This is a genomic window from Psychrobacter sp. TWP2-1-2, from assembly GCF_049896785.1.
In the GTDB taxonomy this organism is placed as follows: Bacteria; Pseudomonadota; Gammaproteobacteria; order Pseudomonadales; family Moraxellaceae; genus Psychrobacter.
Window position 1 is genome coordinate 243,986 of sequence record NZ_JAFCVA010000002.1, and the last position, 18,433, is coordinate 262,418.

The following is an 18,433-nucleotide window of genomic DNA, read 5'->3' on the forward strand; positions in this document are numbered from 1 at the left end:
CATCTCCTATATTTACAAGTGTAAATCGGACTCGCCCCCCTGCTCTTTCATTCTACGCTGTTCACGCCTTTGATAGCGCAGACCAGAAGCGGCATACCACTGCGGTTTGGTCGTTTGTAGCAGATCACTTAACTGTTGCAGTTGTGCTTGCAACGTTTGCGTCAACCAAAAATATCCCTGCCACTCAAACGTTGCATACTGTACGCTAGGATATTCTGATAGCGCAATACGCGTAATCGGTCGAAAAGTCTGATCGCTTGGACTGCGTAGTACTGCTGCGATATGCTGCATTGCTTGGGTGAGCTCGTGTTGATAGTGAATCAGTAGTGTATGATTATCATCATCGATATCGATATTCGCCAAACGCGGTGCTGCACTGAGCAATAAATCGATGGTACCGATGATATTGCGATGGATACGCTGAATCGTTTCTATCGTCTCTTTATGAATGCCGGACTCGCTTGCTGTTGCAGCGATATGTGGACGTACTGCGAGTAGTCGCTTGTTTATTTGCTGCAGCGATTTTATCAACGCTTTATTAACAGGCATATCTGCAATAGCGCTACTTTGAGGATAAGACAGGCTAGCTGAGCTTGTCGCCCTAGTATAGACAAGCGACTTGGGAGCCACTATTTCAGCATCGATATGATGTCCGACACCGGCATAAAGCGTACTACAGGCTTCTAAATTATTTGCTAATAAAAATCGCCACATCAACGTCGACATTAGAGGTAAGATCACTGTCACCATGACCGCAATACCTGTACCGATTAAGATATTGAGTGCACGATAGACACCATCTTGCGCCATATTAACTTGATTCAAATTAGAGACGATCATCAGCATAGTAATGCCAGTGAGTAATCCAGTATACCCTAGCCGCCTGACCGAAAAATAACCAATAATCCCACTAATGATACCAATAAGCAGGTACTCTATCCCTAACCAAGCACCCGTCCCTTTATTGAACCATAAGATTGCAAATGCCACTACAATACCCAAAACCGTCCCTAGTACTCGCTCTTTGGCTTTGGTATAAATAGCGCCTTGATACTGTAGCAATCCTAAAATAATAAAGACAGTAATCGTCGTCCATTCCCCATGTGGAAAACGGCTTATTTGATTGGCTAACATCGCAAGTACGATGGCTGCACCGATACGTATGGCATGCAAGATATCAGCGTACTGATAGCGCGCATAAGGTTCAATGAATGGTGCAGTAAATCGTTGCCAAATTTTTGGTTTCACGCACAGGTACTCTTATTAATTGAAGAATATATAGTCAATGAAAAGTAATATCGAACCATCATGTACTGCTGATATCAAAAAAAACGTCTCTTACCTGTTAAAAGGCAAAAGACGTTTGAGATCGAAATAGAGTGGTCAATAATTGGATGTAAACCAAAACCATTATACCTCTAAGAAGTCCAAAATACCTTCAGCGGCCTCACGACCTTCCCAAATCGCAGTCACGACCAAATCAGAACCACGTACCATATCACCACCAGCAAATATCTTGGGGTTTTTGGTTTGGAATTTAAAGGTTTGCTTTTCCGCTGCTAGCACGCGACCAGAGCTGTCCATTGCCACTTGCTGAGACTCAAACCAGTCAGCAGGGCTAGGACGGAAACCAAAAGCCATAATCACAGCATCACATGGGATAATTTCTTCTGAATTAGGAATTGGCTCAGGACGCTGACGACCACGGTTGTCTGGCGCACCCAAATGAGTCGTGACGACTTTCACGCCATTCACTTTACCATTTAAGCCAATGATTTCTGTCGGTTGACGATTGAATAGAAACTCAACGCCTTCCTCTCGAGCATTGACCACTTCGCGGCGCGAACCTGGCATGTTCTCTTCGTCACGGCGATAGGCACAGACTACTTGCTCAGCGCCTTGGCGAATACTGGTACGGTTACAATCCATCGCAGTATCGCCACCACCTAGCACCACCACTCTTTTACCCTTAAAGTCGATATATTCTTCAGGATTTTTTTCCCAATCGTTGCAGCGATTGACGTTGGCAATCAGGTAATCTAGCGCATCATGAACACCGACAAGCTCTTCACCAGCAAAGCCGCCACGCATATAAGTGTAAGTACCCATGCCCATAAATACCGCATCGTACTCGCTTAACAGTTCATCAATACTAATGTCAGTACCGATTTCTGTCTCAAGACGAAACTCCATGCCCATGCCTTCAAAGATGACACGGCGGTTACGCATGACGTCCTTTTCCATTTTGAATTCTGGAATACCAAAAGTCAGTAAACCACCAATTTCAGGACGCTTATCAAACACAACTGGTTTCACGCCGTTTCTAACGAGTATATCCGCACAGCCCAAACCTGCTGGCCCTGCACCGATGATCGCGACTTTTTTATCTGTCCAAACCACATCAGACATATCCGGACGCCAGCCAAGTGCAAAGGCGGTATCGTTGATGTACTTTTCGACATTACCAATGGTCACAGCGCCAAAACCATCGTTTAAGGTACAAGCGCCTTCACATAAGCGATCTTGTGGACAGACGCGGCCGCAGACCTCAGGCAACGTATTGGTGCGGTGACACAATTCAGCCGCTTGAAATATCTGCCCTTCGGTGGCCAATTTGAGCCAGTTAGGAATGTAGTTATGTACAGGGCACTTCCATTCACAATAAGGGTTACCACACTCTAGACAGCGGTGCGACTGCTGCGCAACGGCTTCACTCTCAAACGGTTTATAAATTTCAACAAATTCCGTTGAGCGCGTGGCGATGTCTTTTTTGGTCGGCTCAAGCCGTGGTACATCTAAAAACTGAAAACTATTTTCTAAGCGTTTTGCCATGGTATTGTCTCTTTAATATGAGGCTTTTTATATCAAGCTTTTTTAAAGTGGGCGGTGACAGTCAACGATGTCTCATTTATCGCAAAATTAAGAGGTTTATATCGTGACCGTCACTTACCTGCTGAAAACCTTTGAGTTAAAAGGCTTTTAAAAGCGGAACATTGGATAATCCAAGCAAAGCTATTGTGGGTCAGCCATGGTGGTTTTGAGAAGGCTCGCAATGTTTGCCGCTTTAGGCTTCACCAAATAAAACTTACGAACATAGTGCTCAAAGTCAGCCAATATCGTCTGACCCCACGCGCTGCCTGTTTTATTAACATGCGCTTCAATCACTTGCTGCAAATGGATACGATGCTCTTCGGTTTGCTCACTTGAGATACGGTTAAGATCAATCAGCTCATGGTTACAACGGTCAAAGAAATCACCTTCCATATCAAGCACATAAGCGAAGCCACCTGTCATACCTGCCCCAAAGTTGAGACCCGTACGCCCAAGAATAGTGACAATACCGCCTGTCATATATTCACAGCAATGATCGCCTGTGCCTTCGATGACTGCGTGCGCGCCAGAGTTACGCACCCCAAAGCGTTCGCCAGCAGTACCAGCTGCATATAGTTTGCCGCCCGTTGCACCATATAAGCAGGTATTACCAATGATGGCGGTCTCTTGCGCCGTAAAGCTTGAGTCTTTTGGTGGATAAATAACAATCTCACCGCCAGCCATGCCTTTGCCTACATAGTCATTGGCATCGCCTTCTAGCTCAATATTTAGACCACCTGCATTCCAGACGCCTAAACTCTGCCCAGCAGTACCAGTCAGATGCAGCTTAATTGGCATATCACTCATGCCAAGGTTGCCCCATACTTGCGCAATCTCACCAGAGATACGCGCGCCGATAGAGCGATCACAGTTACCGACATAATAGCTATAATCGCCGCCATTACCTTGACGAATATTGAGCAGCATATCACTAATCATCTGTTCAGCGAGTAAGCCTTTATCAAACGGCTCATTACGCTCAACCTGACAGGTTTGGGCTTTACCACTACTGGCCGGATGGCTAAATAATAATGGCGTTAAATCCAAATGACGCTGCTTATCCGTGTTGCCTTCTAATACTTCAAGCAAGTCAGTCCGTCCGACCAACTCTTCCATACTACGCACACCAAGGGCGGCAAGCCATTCGCGCGTTTCAGTTGCTACAAATTTAAAGAAGTTAATGAGCATCTCTGCTTCACCAATGAAATGCTCATCACGTAGCTTGGCTTTTTGCGTCGCAACCCCAGTCGGGCAATTATTAAGATGGCAAATGCGTAGGTATTTACAACCAACGGCAATCATTGGCGTGGTACCAAAGCCAAAGCTTTCTGCCCCAAGAATAGCGGCTTTTACCACATCAAGACCAGTCTTTAGACCACCATCAGTTTGAATACGAACTTTATGACGCAAGCCATTTACTCGTAGTGATTGGTGGGTCTCAGCCAGTCCTAGCTCCCATGGTGAGCCTGCATGATGGATAGACGATAGCGGAGAGGCTGCTGTGCCGCCATCATAGCCTGAGATAGTGATTAAATCGGCATAGGCTTTTGCCACGCCAGTCGCGATAGTACCAACGCCCGGACGTGAGACTAGTTTCACCGATACCAAGGCATCTGGATTGACTTGTTTTAAATCAAAAATCAGCTGCGCCAAATCTTCGATAGAATAAATATCGTGATGCGGCGGCGGTGAAATCAACGTCACACCCGGTACAGAATAACGTAAGCGCGCAATCAAAGCATTGACTTTGCCACCCGGCAGCTGACCTCCCTCACCCGGCTTGGCACCCTGTGCAACTTTGATTTGCATCACTTCTGCTGAACGCAAATACGCTGGGGTGACGCCAAAACGACCCGAGGCAATTTGTTTGATCTTTGAGTTGCGCAGCGTGCCATAACGTACTGGATCTTCACCGCCCTCACCAGAGTTTGAACGTCCACCGATGGTATTCATCGCCATGGCAATCGCTTCATGGGCTTCGGGTGACAATGCCCCCAACGACATGCCCGCCGAGTCAAAGCGCGTCAGAATGGATGAGATATCCTCTACGTCATTCACATCGATAGAGTTATCTGTTTTTAATAGCAATAAATCACGCAAGGTCGCCACAGGACGGCTATTAACCAAATCGGCATAATGACGATAATTGTCATAATCGCCCGTACGAACTGCGGTATGTAGGCTATTAATGACATCTGGATTAAAGGCATGATATTCTTTATTGAAGACAAACTTCAGCAAGCCACCTTGATCGAGTGCCGCGCGGCGCTTGAAAGCATTCGCCGCTAGCTGTGCTTGATCGGCAGCTAAGTCAGCAAAGGTCGCACCTTTAATACGACTCTGTACGCCTTTGAAACACAGGCTCACCACCTCTTCAGAGAGACCCACTGCTTCAAATAACTGCGCACCGCGATAAGAGACAATGGTCGAGATGCCCATTTTTGATAAGATTTTTAGCAAGCCTTTATCCAAGCCTTTACGGAAATTAACCCGCGCTTGAATCGGATCGCCAAGCAGCTCGCCAGTCGCTACTAAGTCATCAATAACATCATAAGCCAAGTAAGGATAAATGCAGGTCGCACCAAAACCAATCAATACTGCCACTTGATGCGAGTCGCGCGCCAAACCAGTCTCAATGATTAAATTAGCATCAGTACGAATACCTTGACCAATCAAATAATGATGCACCGCACCCGTTACCATGATGGCGTTGGCTGGTACTTTATCGGCATCGATGTGTTTATCAGACAACACAATCAAAGTGTGACCCGCTCGGATGCTGTTAGCCACTTGCTCGCAGATAGCCATGATGGCTTCTGATAACTCAAGGGTGCGATCATAGTTTAAATCAATACGCGCCATTTTAAAGGCTGGATCACCCAAGGTCTCAAGCTGCTGCATCTTGCTGGCTGACAGTACAGGCGACGATAAGATAATACGGTGTGCATCTCGCGCTGATGGCGCAAACACGTTAGTTTCAGCACCGAGGCAGGTCTGCAATGACATCACGATAGATTCACGCAATGGATCAATCGGTGGATTGGTCACCTGTGCGAACTGCTGGCGGAAAAAGTCACCGACATGGCGGATTTGCTGCGACAGCACTGCCATAGGCGTATCATCACCCATTGAACCGACAGGTTCTTGACCATTTTCGGCGTTGGGGCGGATAATTTCAGTACGCTCTTCATTGGTGATGTGATACATTTTTTGCAGTGTTTTTAGCTCATTACCACGGCATGTTTGCGCTGCTAACTCTTCCTCTAAACGCTCATCATCACGGATACGGGTTGCTTCTTCACGCAGCCATTTACGGTACGGATGGGCTTTTTTCAGTAACGTCGCAATCGCTTTAGTATCTAAAATTTGACCCGTTAAAGTATCAATAACGAGCATTTGACCAGGGCCAACGCGTCCTTTTGCCAACACATCTTTTGGCGAGTAATCCCACACACCAACTTCAGAAGCAACGGTGATATAGCCGTTCTTAGTTGTCACCCAGCGCGATGGGCGTAGACCATTACGATCAAGCATACAGACCGCATAGCGTCCATCTTGAATCACCAAACCTGCTGGACCATCCCACGCTTCCATGTGCTGCGAATAAAACTCATAAAAGGCGCGCAAATCCATATCCATGCTATCGACATTCTGCCAAGCAGGTGGCACGAGAATCGACATCGCATGGAATAGATTCATACCACCTGACATGAGGACTTCAAGCATATTATCTAAGCTTGATGAGTCAGAGCCCGTACTGTTCACCAGTGGCGTCAATTCATTCAAATTGGGCAGTTTGTCTGATTTTAGTTTTGGCGTCCGTGCCTCAGACCAGTTGCGATTGCCTGTGATGGTGTTCAACTCGCCATTGTGGGCAAGATAACGAAACGGCTGCGCCAAGGGCCAACGCGGCAAGGTATTGGTGGAGAAACGTTGATGAAATACCACGATATGCGATGCCAAACGCGCATCTTGTAAATCCAAGAAAAATGCTGGCAAGTCTGATGGCATCACCAAACCTTTATAAATGATCGTCTGACAGCTTAATGAGCACACATAAAACAGCTCATCATCAGCCAAGCGCTGCTCTGCTTTTTTGCGTGCGACAAACAGTTTACGGTTAAAGTCATCCGCTGCCAAATCATCGGGTGCGTTGACAAACACTTGTTTGAAATCAGGTAAAGTCTCACGGCCAATGTCACCGACGATGCTCAAATCAAGCGGCACATCACGCCAGCCAGCAACCTCTAGTCCTTGGGCGACAATCTCATCGCTAAGCACTTGCTGGCTATCACGAGCTTTTGTCTCATCTAAATTGACAAAGATCATACCAACTGCAAAGTTTTCAGTAATCGTGAACCCTTGCTCAGCAGCAATGCCTCTAAAAAACTCAATAGGCGTCGCCAGTAGTAGACCACAACCATCACCCGTTCTACCATCAGCAGCAACACCGCCGCGATGGGTCATACAGCTTAGACTATGAATAGCAGTTTTTACCAAATCATGGCTGGCTTGTCCCTCAATATGAGCGATCAAACCAAAACCACAGTTATCAGAAAAATCATCTGGCGTGGCCAGGTGGGTTTGCGAGGAAATCATTGACATGGCTAGTCCTTTTAGGTGAACGGGCAATTTATGCATCCAATGCAGATCATAAACTGAAGACCGTAAGCAGAACGGGCTAATAATTAATATTCGTATATCCGAATTAATAAATGGTGTGACGCTCATAGACATCATACTTTGAGACTAAGGTGAAAGCTCTGGCACTCCCAGTCATTGAATGATGTTTCAATAGATCATTAACATGTTAAAAGATAGTAAACGGTCGCCCTTGGCAATGACATACAGCCCTGTATACCCGTTACCTAATCATCAATAACGCAATGTCGCTATCTTGAGTGTCACTTGTTATCACACCATGCCTAGCAATCCAGACTGATTGACTACGCATGTAATAACCGTGCATTTGATTAATTTTGAATATCTGACGCTCTGTAATCAAGCGCTTCATTCACTCTAAAGAGAGCGATAATAAGAGAGGTTGCGCCACTTGCGATAGCTTAATTATAGATAGCAAGTGACAACGCTTGAGACAAAAAATTTTAGTAACGTATCTTTTAAATGATAGAAGTTTACCAATTCATTGTTAAAAAACAATTTTTACGATAACTATACAGAGCGTCGCCCACAGTTATATTAGTTAATGACGGACAAAAAATCTAGTCTTTTCTATCGATTCACCCACCATATTTTGTAAGAGAACTTATTACTATTGGTTATAGGATGATTAAATGTTCTATGCAAATTTTGATACATAGTATCTGTGACAAGGCTTAGTTGAGATACTTAATTAAGATCAACTTCTTTTGGAAATGTATTTTTAGCACTAATTATATGCTTTATGATGCTCCACAAAAAACCCCACTAACCAGCTTGTCAGTGGGGTTTTTTAGTCATAGTGGTAACATAACTATCAACGATATGGTCAAAGGACAAACACACTCTAATTACTTTTGTCTTCTATCAGTGTTTTTATGCTGTCGTTATTGCTCTTAGGAGGATTGGTATTCTTGCTAGTAGCGTTTGCGCCAGAATTTGTGCTACTGGTACTACTTGGCGGCTTTGGTGTTGCGACTACTGGGGGTTTTTTAGTGGTATTTTCAGTGCCTGATGTCGCTGGTTTTTTATTCTCTGGTTCAGACTTAGTTCCACTACCTTCATTTTTAGGCGTGGTGAGAGATGAGACTTCCTCTTCATTGCCAACAATACGCTCTTCAGTGACCGATAAAGTATCAGAGGTGTCCGCTGACTGACGGATACTTTCATTGTCGCTGTTACTGGCAGTTTCTTGACTGCTACGACCAGCATTGTCCCCATTATCCGTTTCTGGCAGTGGTTGGCGCACTGGCACTTCGCGCTTAGTCGGTTTTAAATCAACAGAACGTGTGCGTCTGGTGCTCAAATCTTTAACTGGATCAGGGCGTTCATAATTATCAATGATACCGACATAGCGATTGATCTCTTCTGGCAACACACGCACATTGGCTGGCAACTTAAAGTCTATCAGTTTTGCCGCGCCAACCGCTTCTTGTGGACTACTCATGAGCCCATAAGTTAACATATAGCGAACTTGATTTTCATCGTCAAGATAACGGAAATAAGCAAATTTATTACGGTCTGCGCGTCCTTCTAGATAACTGACAATCACATCGTTTTCGGCGACATTCATCACCTGCACTGTCCATTTACCTTTATTCGCCAACAAATAACGTTTGTCTTTAAACTCAGCAGGATAATTGCGCAAATCACGTACCGTCGTATCAAAACTAATGGGCTGCACGTCGGTATCAAGCTCGTGTAACGACTCTATTTTTAAGGGCTGCTCAAGCTCAGCACTCAATGGTTGCGGTGCTGATATGGGGGCATTTTCAATTTTGGCACCCATCGCTGGCGTTTGACTAAACATCCAAATCAGAGCCGTGACCACACCCAAAAGCAAGGTCATTATCAGCCAAATCAATGCTTGACGGCGATATGACTGGCTAGCGGTACGCGGCGTCGATCTTGAAGCTGCCATGGGAGTATCCTTGGTGAAAATAAAGTTGACCGCATTCAAGAGATGCGCAGTAAGTAGAATGGCGGCGAGCAAGTCTGCTTTAAACCGTTGCGTTCAGTGAGTATTCACGAGCACTAAAGCTTTAAGAGATTATACGAGGTGTTGTAATAATACCTCGTGCAAAAGATCTTCATCGAAATCATTGGTCAATACGGCCTGACCTAGTGATTTTAACAAAATCAGGCGGATTTGTCCGTGTTTCACTTTTTTATCATGTCCCATCAAGCTTAGCGCCGTTTGTGTATCAATGCGTGGCGGGGTGATAGGCAAATTTGCTAATGTTAAAATACGCTTAATACGAGCAACGTCTTCGGCCGTTAACCAACCCATTCTTTGCGATAACTCTGCGGCTTGTACCATGCCAGCAGCGACTGCCTCACCATGTAGCCAATTACCATAGCCTTCATGTGTTTCAATGACATGACCAAAAGTATGACCGAAGTTTAACAATGCTCGCACGCCTGACTCTCTTTCATCTTGCGCGACGATATCGGCTTTATACTGACAGCAGCGTTTTACGGCATCACCAAGTACCGCTAAATCCAAATCCATCATCGCTGGCAGATTGACTTCCAGCCAATCTAAAAACGTGATATCCATAATGAGCGCGTATTTAATGACCTCAGCCAACCCGGCTGACAACTCGCGCGCTGGCAAAGTCTTGAGCGTACTCATATCAGCAAGTACCATTTGCGGCTGCCAAAAAGCGCCAATCATGTTTTTGCCTTGAGGGTGATTGATGCCCGTCTTACCACCAACGCTCGAATCCACTTGTGACAGTAGCGTGGTTGGAATCTGGATAAAATTTACACCACGCATAAAGCTTGCTGCAGCAAAGCCCGTCATATCACCAATAACGCCACCACCTAAAGCAATAAGCGTAACGTCACGATTAAAATGCGCTGCCATCAATACATCGTAAATTTGATTGATACTGCTCTGATGCTTATATTGCTCACCATCTGGCAATACGCAAACACGCACAGTGAACTGATCTGTTAACTCTTTCTCTAAAGCATTTAGGTATAAAGGCGCAACAGTATCATTAGTGACAATCAATACTTGGCGACCACGAATATAAGGTGTGATCAGCTTTGCCATACTGTTGTGCTCTATCGCTGCTTTTTCAGTAATGACGATTGGATAGTCATGGCTTTGCGTATGAACCGTTAAACCGTCATGAAACAGTGGCGTTGCCATTAAACACTCCCTAAGCAATTTTGAATGAGATAAAAGTAGCTGAGCTTAACTAGGGCGCGTCCTGATTTTTATCGCCATTTTTAAATGAGGACACGCCTTGATAAAGTTTATCATTATGGTTAATTTTCTTTATCTTCTGGTGCTATAGCAGTCGAGTCAGTAAATGACTCTAGTTGCTGTAAGAGCTGATTGACCATATGACGGGGATAAGTATGACCAGTTGGCATAATAATATGAGCGACTTGGCGATATAAGGGATCACGGGTACTATATAAATCTTGCAAGATTTTTCTAGGATTTGGCTGCTGTAACAGTGGTCGTGATTTGTCTTTAGCCGTGCGAGCCATTTGCACATCAACTGGCGCATTCAAATAAACCACGATACCACGCTGATGCAAAAACGCTCTGTTTTCAGCACACATCACAGCGCCACCACCAGTCGCTAAGACGATTTGGTCTTTTTGAGTCAACTCATCGATGGCGCGCGTTTCACGCTCACGGAAGCCCGCCTCGCCTTCTTTAGCGAATATCCAAGCTATGTCAGCCCCTGTCTGCGATTCAATGTACCAATCGCTGTCTACAAAGGTGCGCCCCAACTGCTTAGCCAGCAATTTACCGATGGTTGTCTTCCCTGCTCCCATCGGCCCTACTAAAAACACCGACGGCAATTCCTCCACCATAATACTTACTCAGCTAAATTAGCTATGATACAACGTCATTGATATTCTGGCTAGTAATGAGCGTTGATTATTGTTAGTAAAATTCAATCAATATGAAAATTTTCCCATAAAAAAAGCAAGCGTTGATGCTTGCTTCTTTTGAGCGAAAACCAATCAATAAAGGATTAATCCAAGCGGCTAATACCATCATTGATTAATTTTGGCGTGATAAATATCAATAACTCTTCTTTCGAATTACTACGCACGTCTTTACGGAAAGCGCGACCAATATAAGGCAGGTCTCCTAAGAACGGTACTTTATCGACACCATTGCTGGTACGATTCTTAAAGACACCACCCAACACAACCGTTTGACCATCTTCAACAATAACATTGGTCGAAATAGAATCTTCAGCAATAGCAACCTGATTGTTAATTATGGTCGGCGTACCGTTAGTGATTAACAATTGCAAGCCGATTTTACCATCTGGGGTGATATTTGGTGTGGCCTCTAAACTCAATGCTGCTTCTTTAAAGCTAGTGGTAGTTGCTCCACTGGCAGACGCTTCTTGATAAGGAATCTGCGTCCCTGAAGAGACTTTCGCCGTTTGCTTGTCTGCTGTCAGAATCTTCGGGGTAGAAATCACTTCACCGCGATTATCCGCTTGCAGTGCTGACAATTCAAGATCAAGCATCACATCTGACATGCTAAGCAAGCCAAAGGCAATACTACCAGCAGGGTTGGCAACCCCTAAATCGACGTTTAAGTTATCAGGACGAGTAATATCGTATGAAGGATAAGAAACTGTTTGACCATTTACCGTCGTCGTTTCTACATCGAAGTCTTTTAAATCCCATAGCGTTTGATTACTACCACCGACCAATAAATTACGGTTGTTGGCGGCACCATTTGACAAGATACCCCAACGAACCCCAATCTCTTTACTAAAGCTATCAGTGGCACTCACAATACGCGCTTCAATCATGACCTGACGGACTGGAATATCAATTTTACCAATCAACTTATGGATATTCTCGATACTGTCAGCCACATCTTTAATAATTAAGGTATTGGTACGCTCATCTACCGTTACCGTTCCACGATTAGACAATAAGGTATTGTTATCAGCAGCATTTGCATTGCTGCCACCTGATGAGCCACTGCCTTGAGAAATAAGTGTCAAAACATCTGGCGCTTTTGCATAGCTAAGACGAATATATTCTGTGCGTAATGGCGCAAAAGACTCAACCGCTTGCTGTGCTTCAAGCTCACGTGCTTCTTGCTCAGCAAGCTCGGTAGAAGGCGCAACCAAAATGACATTGCCATTTTCACGCTTACCAAGATTTTTACTCTTTAGAATAATATCTAGCGCTTGATCCCATGGGACATTAATCAAACGTAAGGTGATATTGCCCGCGACTGAATCACTAGCCACAATATTCATTTCTGTGAACTGCGCTAGGATATCTAAGACACTGCGAATCTCAACGTCTTGAAACTCCATAGATAGCGCTTCACCGCTATAGACTTTTTCTTCAAGTGTTGGCTCACGTAGTAGCTCAGGTTTTCTGATATTAATATTCAGCTGATTTCCTGATTGATAAGCCTGATACTCATAATCTTCTTTGACATTAATAGTAATTACACCATTTTGACCTTGGTTTTTAGTATCAAAACTATCAACCAGACCACTATTAATATTCAAACGGCGCAATAAATTTCTTGGCACGGTGCTACCCGTTAAGCGTACCACTAGCTTGTTGCCTTGACGTTGGACATCAACTGGAATGGCTTCATTGGTAAGTGCGATGCTAACGTTGCCACCACCATCATTTACTGCGGCAAAATTGACGGCACTCAAACCATCATAGCTATATTGCTTACTCACTTGCGATGCAGCAAGTTGTGGGCTTAATAATGGGTTAACTCTGACCACCATGGTATCAGCAGGCACTTGATTTTTAACTACCGTTTTACTGGCTATATTGACTGCCGGTGCACTACTGGTTTCTACAATCGGTGTAACGACTGCTGTCGTCGTGATCGCATTATTGTCATTGAGTACGTCTTGGATAGGATCATTGGTCATTACTGGACGATTAGGATCAGTAATGGTCAATAGTAAATCGTTACCTTCAATCGATGTCGTATAGTTACCTGCCTGTTTTAGCTCAACAATCAGGCGCGTGGTACTGTCACTATTCAACGTCGTGACCTTATCAATCATACCAATATTGTATTCATTAAAGCGACTAGCAAGTCCATTCTGCACTTTTTCAAAATCTAGTACCAAACGGCTAGGGTTATCAAGCTGATAGGCAGCAGGTAACACTGGTAAACCGTCAAATCCCAAACGCATTTGCGTCACTGCTGGTGCAGTTTGTACCACAGAAACTTCGTTAATGCGCTGTGCGGCATGGGCACTATTACTCACTGCTACCATGCTGATTGCCAATGCTGAAATGGCAAAAGCAGAAGATACGCGGTTGTTCGCCAGCGGTGACCGTATTATTAAGCACTGGTGCAGATTCATAAGCACTGATATTTTGTTGGATATTACTAACGGCTGAATCACCCATCCATTTACTATCATCAAGATTACGAATCAAACTTGATACAATATTAGGATTATCAGCTCGACCTGTCAGCGTCAAAACATCGCCTTCACGTTTGAGGTTATTCAAATAGAGTGCCGGCGGGATGGCTTTAGCTAGATCATCCCATAAACGAACAGGCACAGGACGTCGACCCTGCAAGTCTTGAATGACTTGCATACGTGAAATAATATCCTCACGGCGCTGCTCCAGACTATCAATTTCAGTCAAAGCCGTATCTAAAAGCGCATTTTCTTTTTCAATCAATGCGTTCGCATCAAGTTGTTCATCAAGCTCGTTGTTAAAGTAGCTCCATGAAGCAAATGCAGCCAATAAAGTAAGCAAAGTCACTGCCACTACTAACGTGAGAAATTCTTTATTGCGACGCTCGCGCTCTTCTTGGCGCCAAGGTAATAGGTTAATACGAGCCATTAGTCGAAGCTCCTTAACGCAAGACCGCATGCAGCCATTAAACTTGGTGCATCAATGGCCAGTTGCTCATTATCGATATTTGGTGCAATAGTCATATTGATAAAAGGGTTGGCAATACTAACAGTCACCCCAAGTTTTTGCTGTGCCATGCCAGCAAGACCAGCAATAGAGCTACTACCACCAGCAAGAACCACATGATCGATACTACTGTATTGGCTTGAAGAGAAGTAAAATTGCAATGAGCGAGTAATTTGTTGAATGGTATTCTCAATGAAAGGCGTCAATACATCAAAGTAGTAGTCATCTGGTAAGGTACGCTCACGCTTACTGATAGCCGCTTCTTCAGCAGATAGTCCATAACGATTTTGTATCGCTTCTGTCAACTGAACACCACCAAATAGTTGTTCACGGCTATAGATAAACTCACCGTTCTTAGCGATATATAAAGTCGTTTGATTATGACCAATATCTATCAAAGCCACTAACTCAGGGGCATTTGGTAAGTTATTTACCATGAGTCCAAAAGCACGCTCTATCGCATGGGATTCAATATCCATGACCTTCGTTTGAAGACCACCAAAGGTTAAGGCATCAACTCTTTGGTCAACATTCTCCGAGCGTGATGCGGCAAGTAAGACTTGCACCATGTCATCACTTGCTAAAGAAGGCCCTAAAACTTCAAAGTCTAGGTTGACGTCTTCTAATGGATAAGGTATGTATTGATCAGCATCTAAACGTATCTGCGCTTCACGCTCAACGTCGCTTAGCGCAGCATCCATATCAATAATTTTAGTGATTACTGCTGACCCTGACACGGCAGTTGCAGCACTACTACCAGCGACATGACAACGTTTAGCTAAGTTAGCAATAATATGACCAACCGCTTCAGTATCTACAAGAAGTTTATCGACGACTATACCTTCTGGCAGTCTTTCAATACCATAAGATTTTAGATGAAACATGCCCTGTTGGCGCTGTATGTCAACCAACTTTACTGAAGTGGCACAGATATCCACACCAATTAAACTCTGACTTTTGGAAGTAAATAGCCTCACAAACTCTATACCTTATATTAAGTGTACAATCTGATAGTTATTTGTAATAATTCAGTACAATACTTTACTTAACAGATAGATTCAAGCATTTAAACAGGTTATTAAGGTCAACTTACACATTTATTATGACCTGCTGATTTTGTTCAAGGTATAATGTTTTATCTGTTGCAAATTTTAATTGATAAGTCTTCTTATGACCAAAAAAAATGCTACCGCCCGTCTCATTCACTTTTTGGTGGGGCTTGTTATTGCCTGCTTGGCATTGGCAGTTATCTTAGCACTTGCTGTGCCCATTGGTTTTTATGGGATGGCGATGTATTTATCGCCTACCCTGCCTAGCATTCAAGAGATTAAAACAGCAAATTTAGAGATGCCATTACAGATATATAGTAGTGATGACAAACTCATTGGCCAATATGGTAACCGTTTATCTTTACCCGTTACTTTTGAAGATATTCCTGAAAATTTGACTCATGCTTTTTTAGCAGCAGAAGATGCGTCCTTTTTTCAGCACAGCGGTATTAGTATTAAAGGTCTTGGTCGCGCAGTGACAGAAGTAGTGACTGACGACGACAGCCAAACGGGCGGCTCTACCATTACCATGCAGGTTGCCAAAAACTACTTCTTAAGTCCAGAGCGCACCTTAAATCGCAAATTGGTCGAGCTATTTTTAGCACGTAAAATAGAAGATGAGCTCAGTAAAAATGATATCTTGACGCTTTATGTTAACAAAATCTATCTAGGCGAAGGCGCTTATGGTATCCGCGCCGCGGCCAAAAAGTACTATAGTAAATCCCTAGAAAACCTCACTATTGCTGAAACAGCAATGTTGGCAGGTCTACCCAAAGCCCCTTCTAAATATAATCCTGTTGCCAATCCAAGTCGCGCCCTCACTCGCCGCAACTGGATCATTGGACGCATGCACGAGTTAGGCTATATCACTAAAGCACAACGCGACGAAGCGATCAGCTCACCAGTAGGCATTAACCTCTATAAAGAGAAGCTCGACGTCAATATGCCGTATTTGGCAGAAATGACACGCTCTACCTTAGTTGATCGCTATGGTGAGCAAGTGATGCATAGTGGATGGCGGGTACGCCTTACCGTTGATAGCAAAGCACAAACAGATGCGGAAGCGGCGGTACTGACAGGTTTAGTGGCTTACGAACATCGTCATGGTTGGCGCGGGGCTGAAGCAAATGATGAACCGCTAGAAAATTTCCGACGCTATAGCAATATGACTCCTGCCAAAGTCACCAAGGTTAATGCTCGCAGTTTTGAGGCGACAATGCCTTCTGGTGAGAATGTGACCGTTGGTTGGTCTGGGATGAGCTGGGCACGCAAGTATATTTCTGCCAATCGTATCGGTTACTTTCCTGACAACGCCCGCCAAATTGTCAATAAAAACGATATCATTCGTTTGATACCGACCGCGAATGGTAATTGGCAGCTGGGACAAATTCCCAAACTACAAGGAAGTCTGGTCTCCTTGAATCCAGAAACTGGCGCTGTTAAAGCATTGGTCGGTGGCTTTGACTTTAATCACAGTAAATTCAATCGTGCTCTACAAGGCTGGCGTCAACCAGGCTCAACCATTAAACCGCTTGTCTATACCGCTGCTCTAGAAAAAGGCTATCGCCCAGATAGCATTGTTTCAGATCGACCGATTCAAGTGGGTGACTGGAAACCGAAAAATTCTGATCAACGTTTTTTAGGCGAAATCACTTTACGCCGTGGACTGTATTTATCTCGTAACTTAGTCTCTATTCGTCTCTTACAAGCCATTGGTATCTCTGATACGCGCGACCTATTAGATGAATTTGGACTTGATAAGGAAAAGCTACCGACGACTTTGTCGTTAGCGTTAGGTGCAGGACAAGCAACACCGTTACAAATGGCAACAGCGTATGCTACGTTCGCGAATGGTGGTCACCGTGTACAGCCGTATTTTATCGAACAAATTTATAATTATAATAATAACCTCCTTTTTCAGGCAAACCCACGCCAAGCGTGTGCCACCTGCTTCAATGAAAAACTTGAAGACCTCAATAGAAATCTCCTCGAAGATTATAAGAAGTCAATTGAAAATGAAGACAGTGCTATCGATGATGAAGTGACGGTTAAAGAACAAAATTTAGAGAACAATGATGATATTGATAACATTGAACAAAGCGGTAAAGCGCTAAATCTAAAGGTTTATGATGCTAGCCCACAGGCCGATCGCTTAAAAGCGCCAGCGGTTCAATATGCAGTGGCTAAGCAAGCACCTCGAATCTTACAACCCAGAGTCGCTTTTGAGATGGCAGATATCTTACGTGACGTCGTACAGCGTGGTACGGCAGTACGAGCAAAGGCTTTAGGTCGTGATGATATTGGTGGCAAGACAGGTACCACCAATGAAGCAAAAGACGCTTGGTTTGCAGGTTTTCATCCTACCAATGCAACTGTCGTGTGGATGGGTTTTGATCAACCATCAACCATGGGTCGTCGCGAATATGGTGGTGTGGCAGCTCTACCCGTTTGGATGGATTTTATGAAAGCCCAACTTAAAGACACGCCTCATCAATGGGTGTCTATCAATAACCGCGCCAAATCGAAAAAACAAAAGCAAAAAACTATAGAAATGACTGATGATGGTATTCTGGCCGATGATGAAGATACGGATAGCAGCGAATCAGAAAAACCAGTTAAGACGCAGGCTCAACAGCGTAAATCACCACCAGCTGAGCCTGTTGAAGCACAAACTAGCTCTCAAGCAGCCAAACCTAGTAACAGTCGTAGTAATGATAGCGTGCCGCAAAACCCTTTATCGGTAACACCCGTTGAGCGCATGCCACCGATACCAGAGTAGACAACCATTAATAATATAAACTTATGACGCAAAAAAAGGCTTATTTGGCACTCGCTAAATAAGCCTTTTTTATACTCAATACTTTGCTCAATACCACTCTATTAAAGGACAGTCATCAGTCAACTAGGACATGTCTTCATTTTAAAAATGG

The 18,433-nt window shown here is 44.2% G+C and carries 10 protein-coding genes; 1 reads left to right on the forward strand and 9 read right to left on the reverse strand.

Features of this window, described 5'->3' with window-relative positions; all coding sequences use genetic code 11:
- Positions 1–12 precede the first annotated feature (12 nt).
- From ACP7AE_RS03005 to ACP7AE_RS03045, 9 genes are all read right to left on the reverse strand, one after another.
- Positions 13–1,248 (reverse strand): FUSC family protein, encoded by a 1,236-nt coding sequence (locus ACP7AE_RS03005; RefSeq protein WP_426241276.1) that lies wholly within the window; start codon positions 1,246–1,248, stop codon positions 13–15.
- A gap of 162 nt (positions 1,249–1,410) precedes the next feature.
- Entirely contained in the window at positions 1,411–2,832 is a 1,422-nt protein-coding gene (locus ACP7AE_RS03010; protein WP_060491863.1) for a glutamate synthase subunit beta, read from the reverse strand.
- 180 nt (positions 2,833–3,012) lie between these two features.
- On the reverse strand, positions 3,013–7,476 hold the full coding sequence (gltB, locus tag ACP7AE_RS03015; RefSeq protein WP_201540160.1) for a glutamate synthase large subunit: 4,464 nt from the start codon (positions 7,474–7,476) through the stop codon (positions 3,013–3,015).
- A 901-nt stretch (positions 7,477–8,377) separates the two neighbouring features.
- Positions 8,378–9,451 (reverse strand): hypothetical protein, encoded by a 1,074-nt coding sequence (locus ACP7AE_RS03020; RefSeq protein ID WP_201540161.1) that lies wholly within the window; start codon positions 9,449–9,451, stop codon positions 8,378–8,380.
- A 129-nt stretch (positions 9,452–9,580) separates the two neighbouring features.
- A complete protein-coding gene (gene aroB, locus ACP7AE_RS03025) occupies positions 9,581–10,690 on the reverse strand; it encodes a 3-dehydroquinate synthase (RefSeq protein ID WP_426241277.1) in 1,110 nt (369 codons plus the stop codon).
- Between the two features lie 119 nt (positions 10,691–10,809).
- Positions 10,810–11,370: a shikimate kinase AroK gene (gene aroK / locus ACP7AE_RS03030; RefSeq protein ID WP_045453412.1), complete on the reverse strand. Its 561-nt coding sequence runs from the start codon at positions 11,368–11,370 to the stop codon at positions 10,810–10,812.
- A gap of 164 nt (positions 11,371–11,534) precedes the next feature.
- The gene (gene pilQ, locus ACP7AE_RS03035; RefSeq protein ID WP_426241278.1) at positions 11,535–13,793 is read right to left on the reverse strand and encodes a type IV pilus secretin PilQ; all 2,259 of its coding nucleotides are present in this window, start codon (positions 13,791–13,793) and stop codon (positions 11,535–11,537) included.
- Positions 13,777–14,376: a PilN domain-containing protein gene (locus ACP7AE_RS03040; protein ID WP_426241279.1), complete on the reverse strand. Its 600-nt coding sequence runs from the start codon at positions 14,374–14,376 to the stop codon at positions 13,777–13,779. The genes pilQ and ACP7AE_RS03040 overlap by 17 nt, the downstream gene beginning before the upstream one ends.
- Positions 14,376–15,431, reverse strand: coding sequence for a pilus assembly protein PilM (locus tag ACP7AE_RS03045; protein WP_426241280.1), 1,056 nt, complete (start codon positions 15,429–15,431; stop codon positions 14,376–14,378). The genes ACP7AE_RS03040 and ACP7AE_RS03045 overlap by 1 nt, the downstream gene beginning before the upstream one ends.
- A 193-nt stretch (positions 15,432–15,624) precedes the next feature.
- Here ACP7AE_RS03045 and ACP7AE_RS03050 point away from each other — a divergent pair, with 193 nt between their 5' ends.
- Positions 15,625–18,282, forward strand: coding sequence for a penicillin-binding protein 1A (locus ACP7AE_RS03050; protein WP_426241281.1), 2,658 nt, complete (start codon positions 15,625–15,627; stop codon positions 18,280–18,282).
- Positions 18,283–18,433 lie beyond the last annotated feature (151 nt).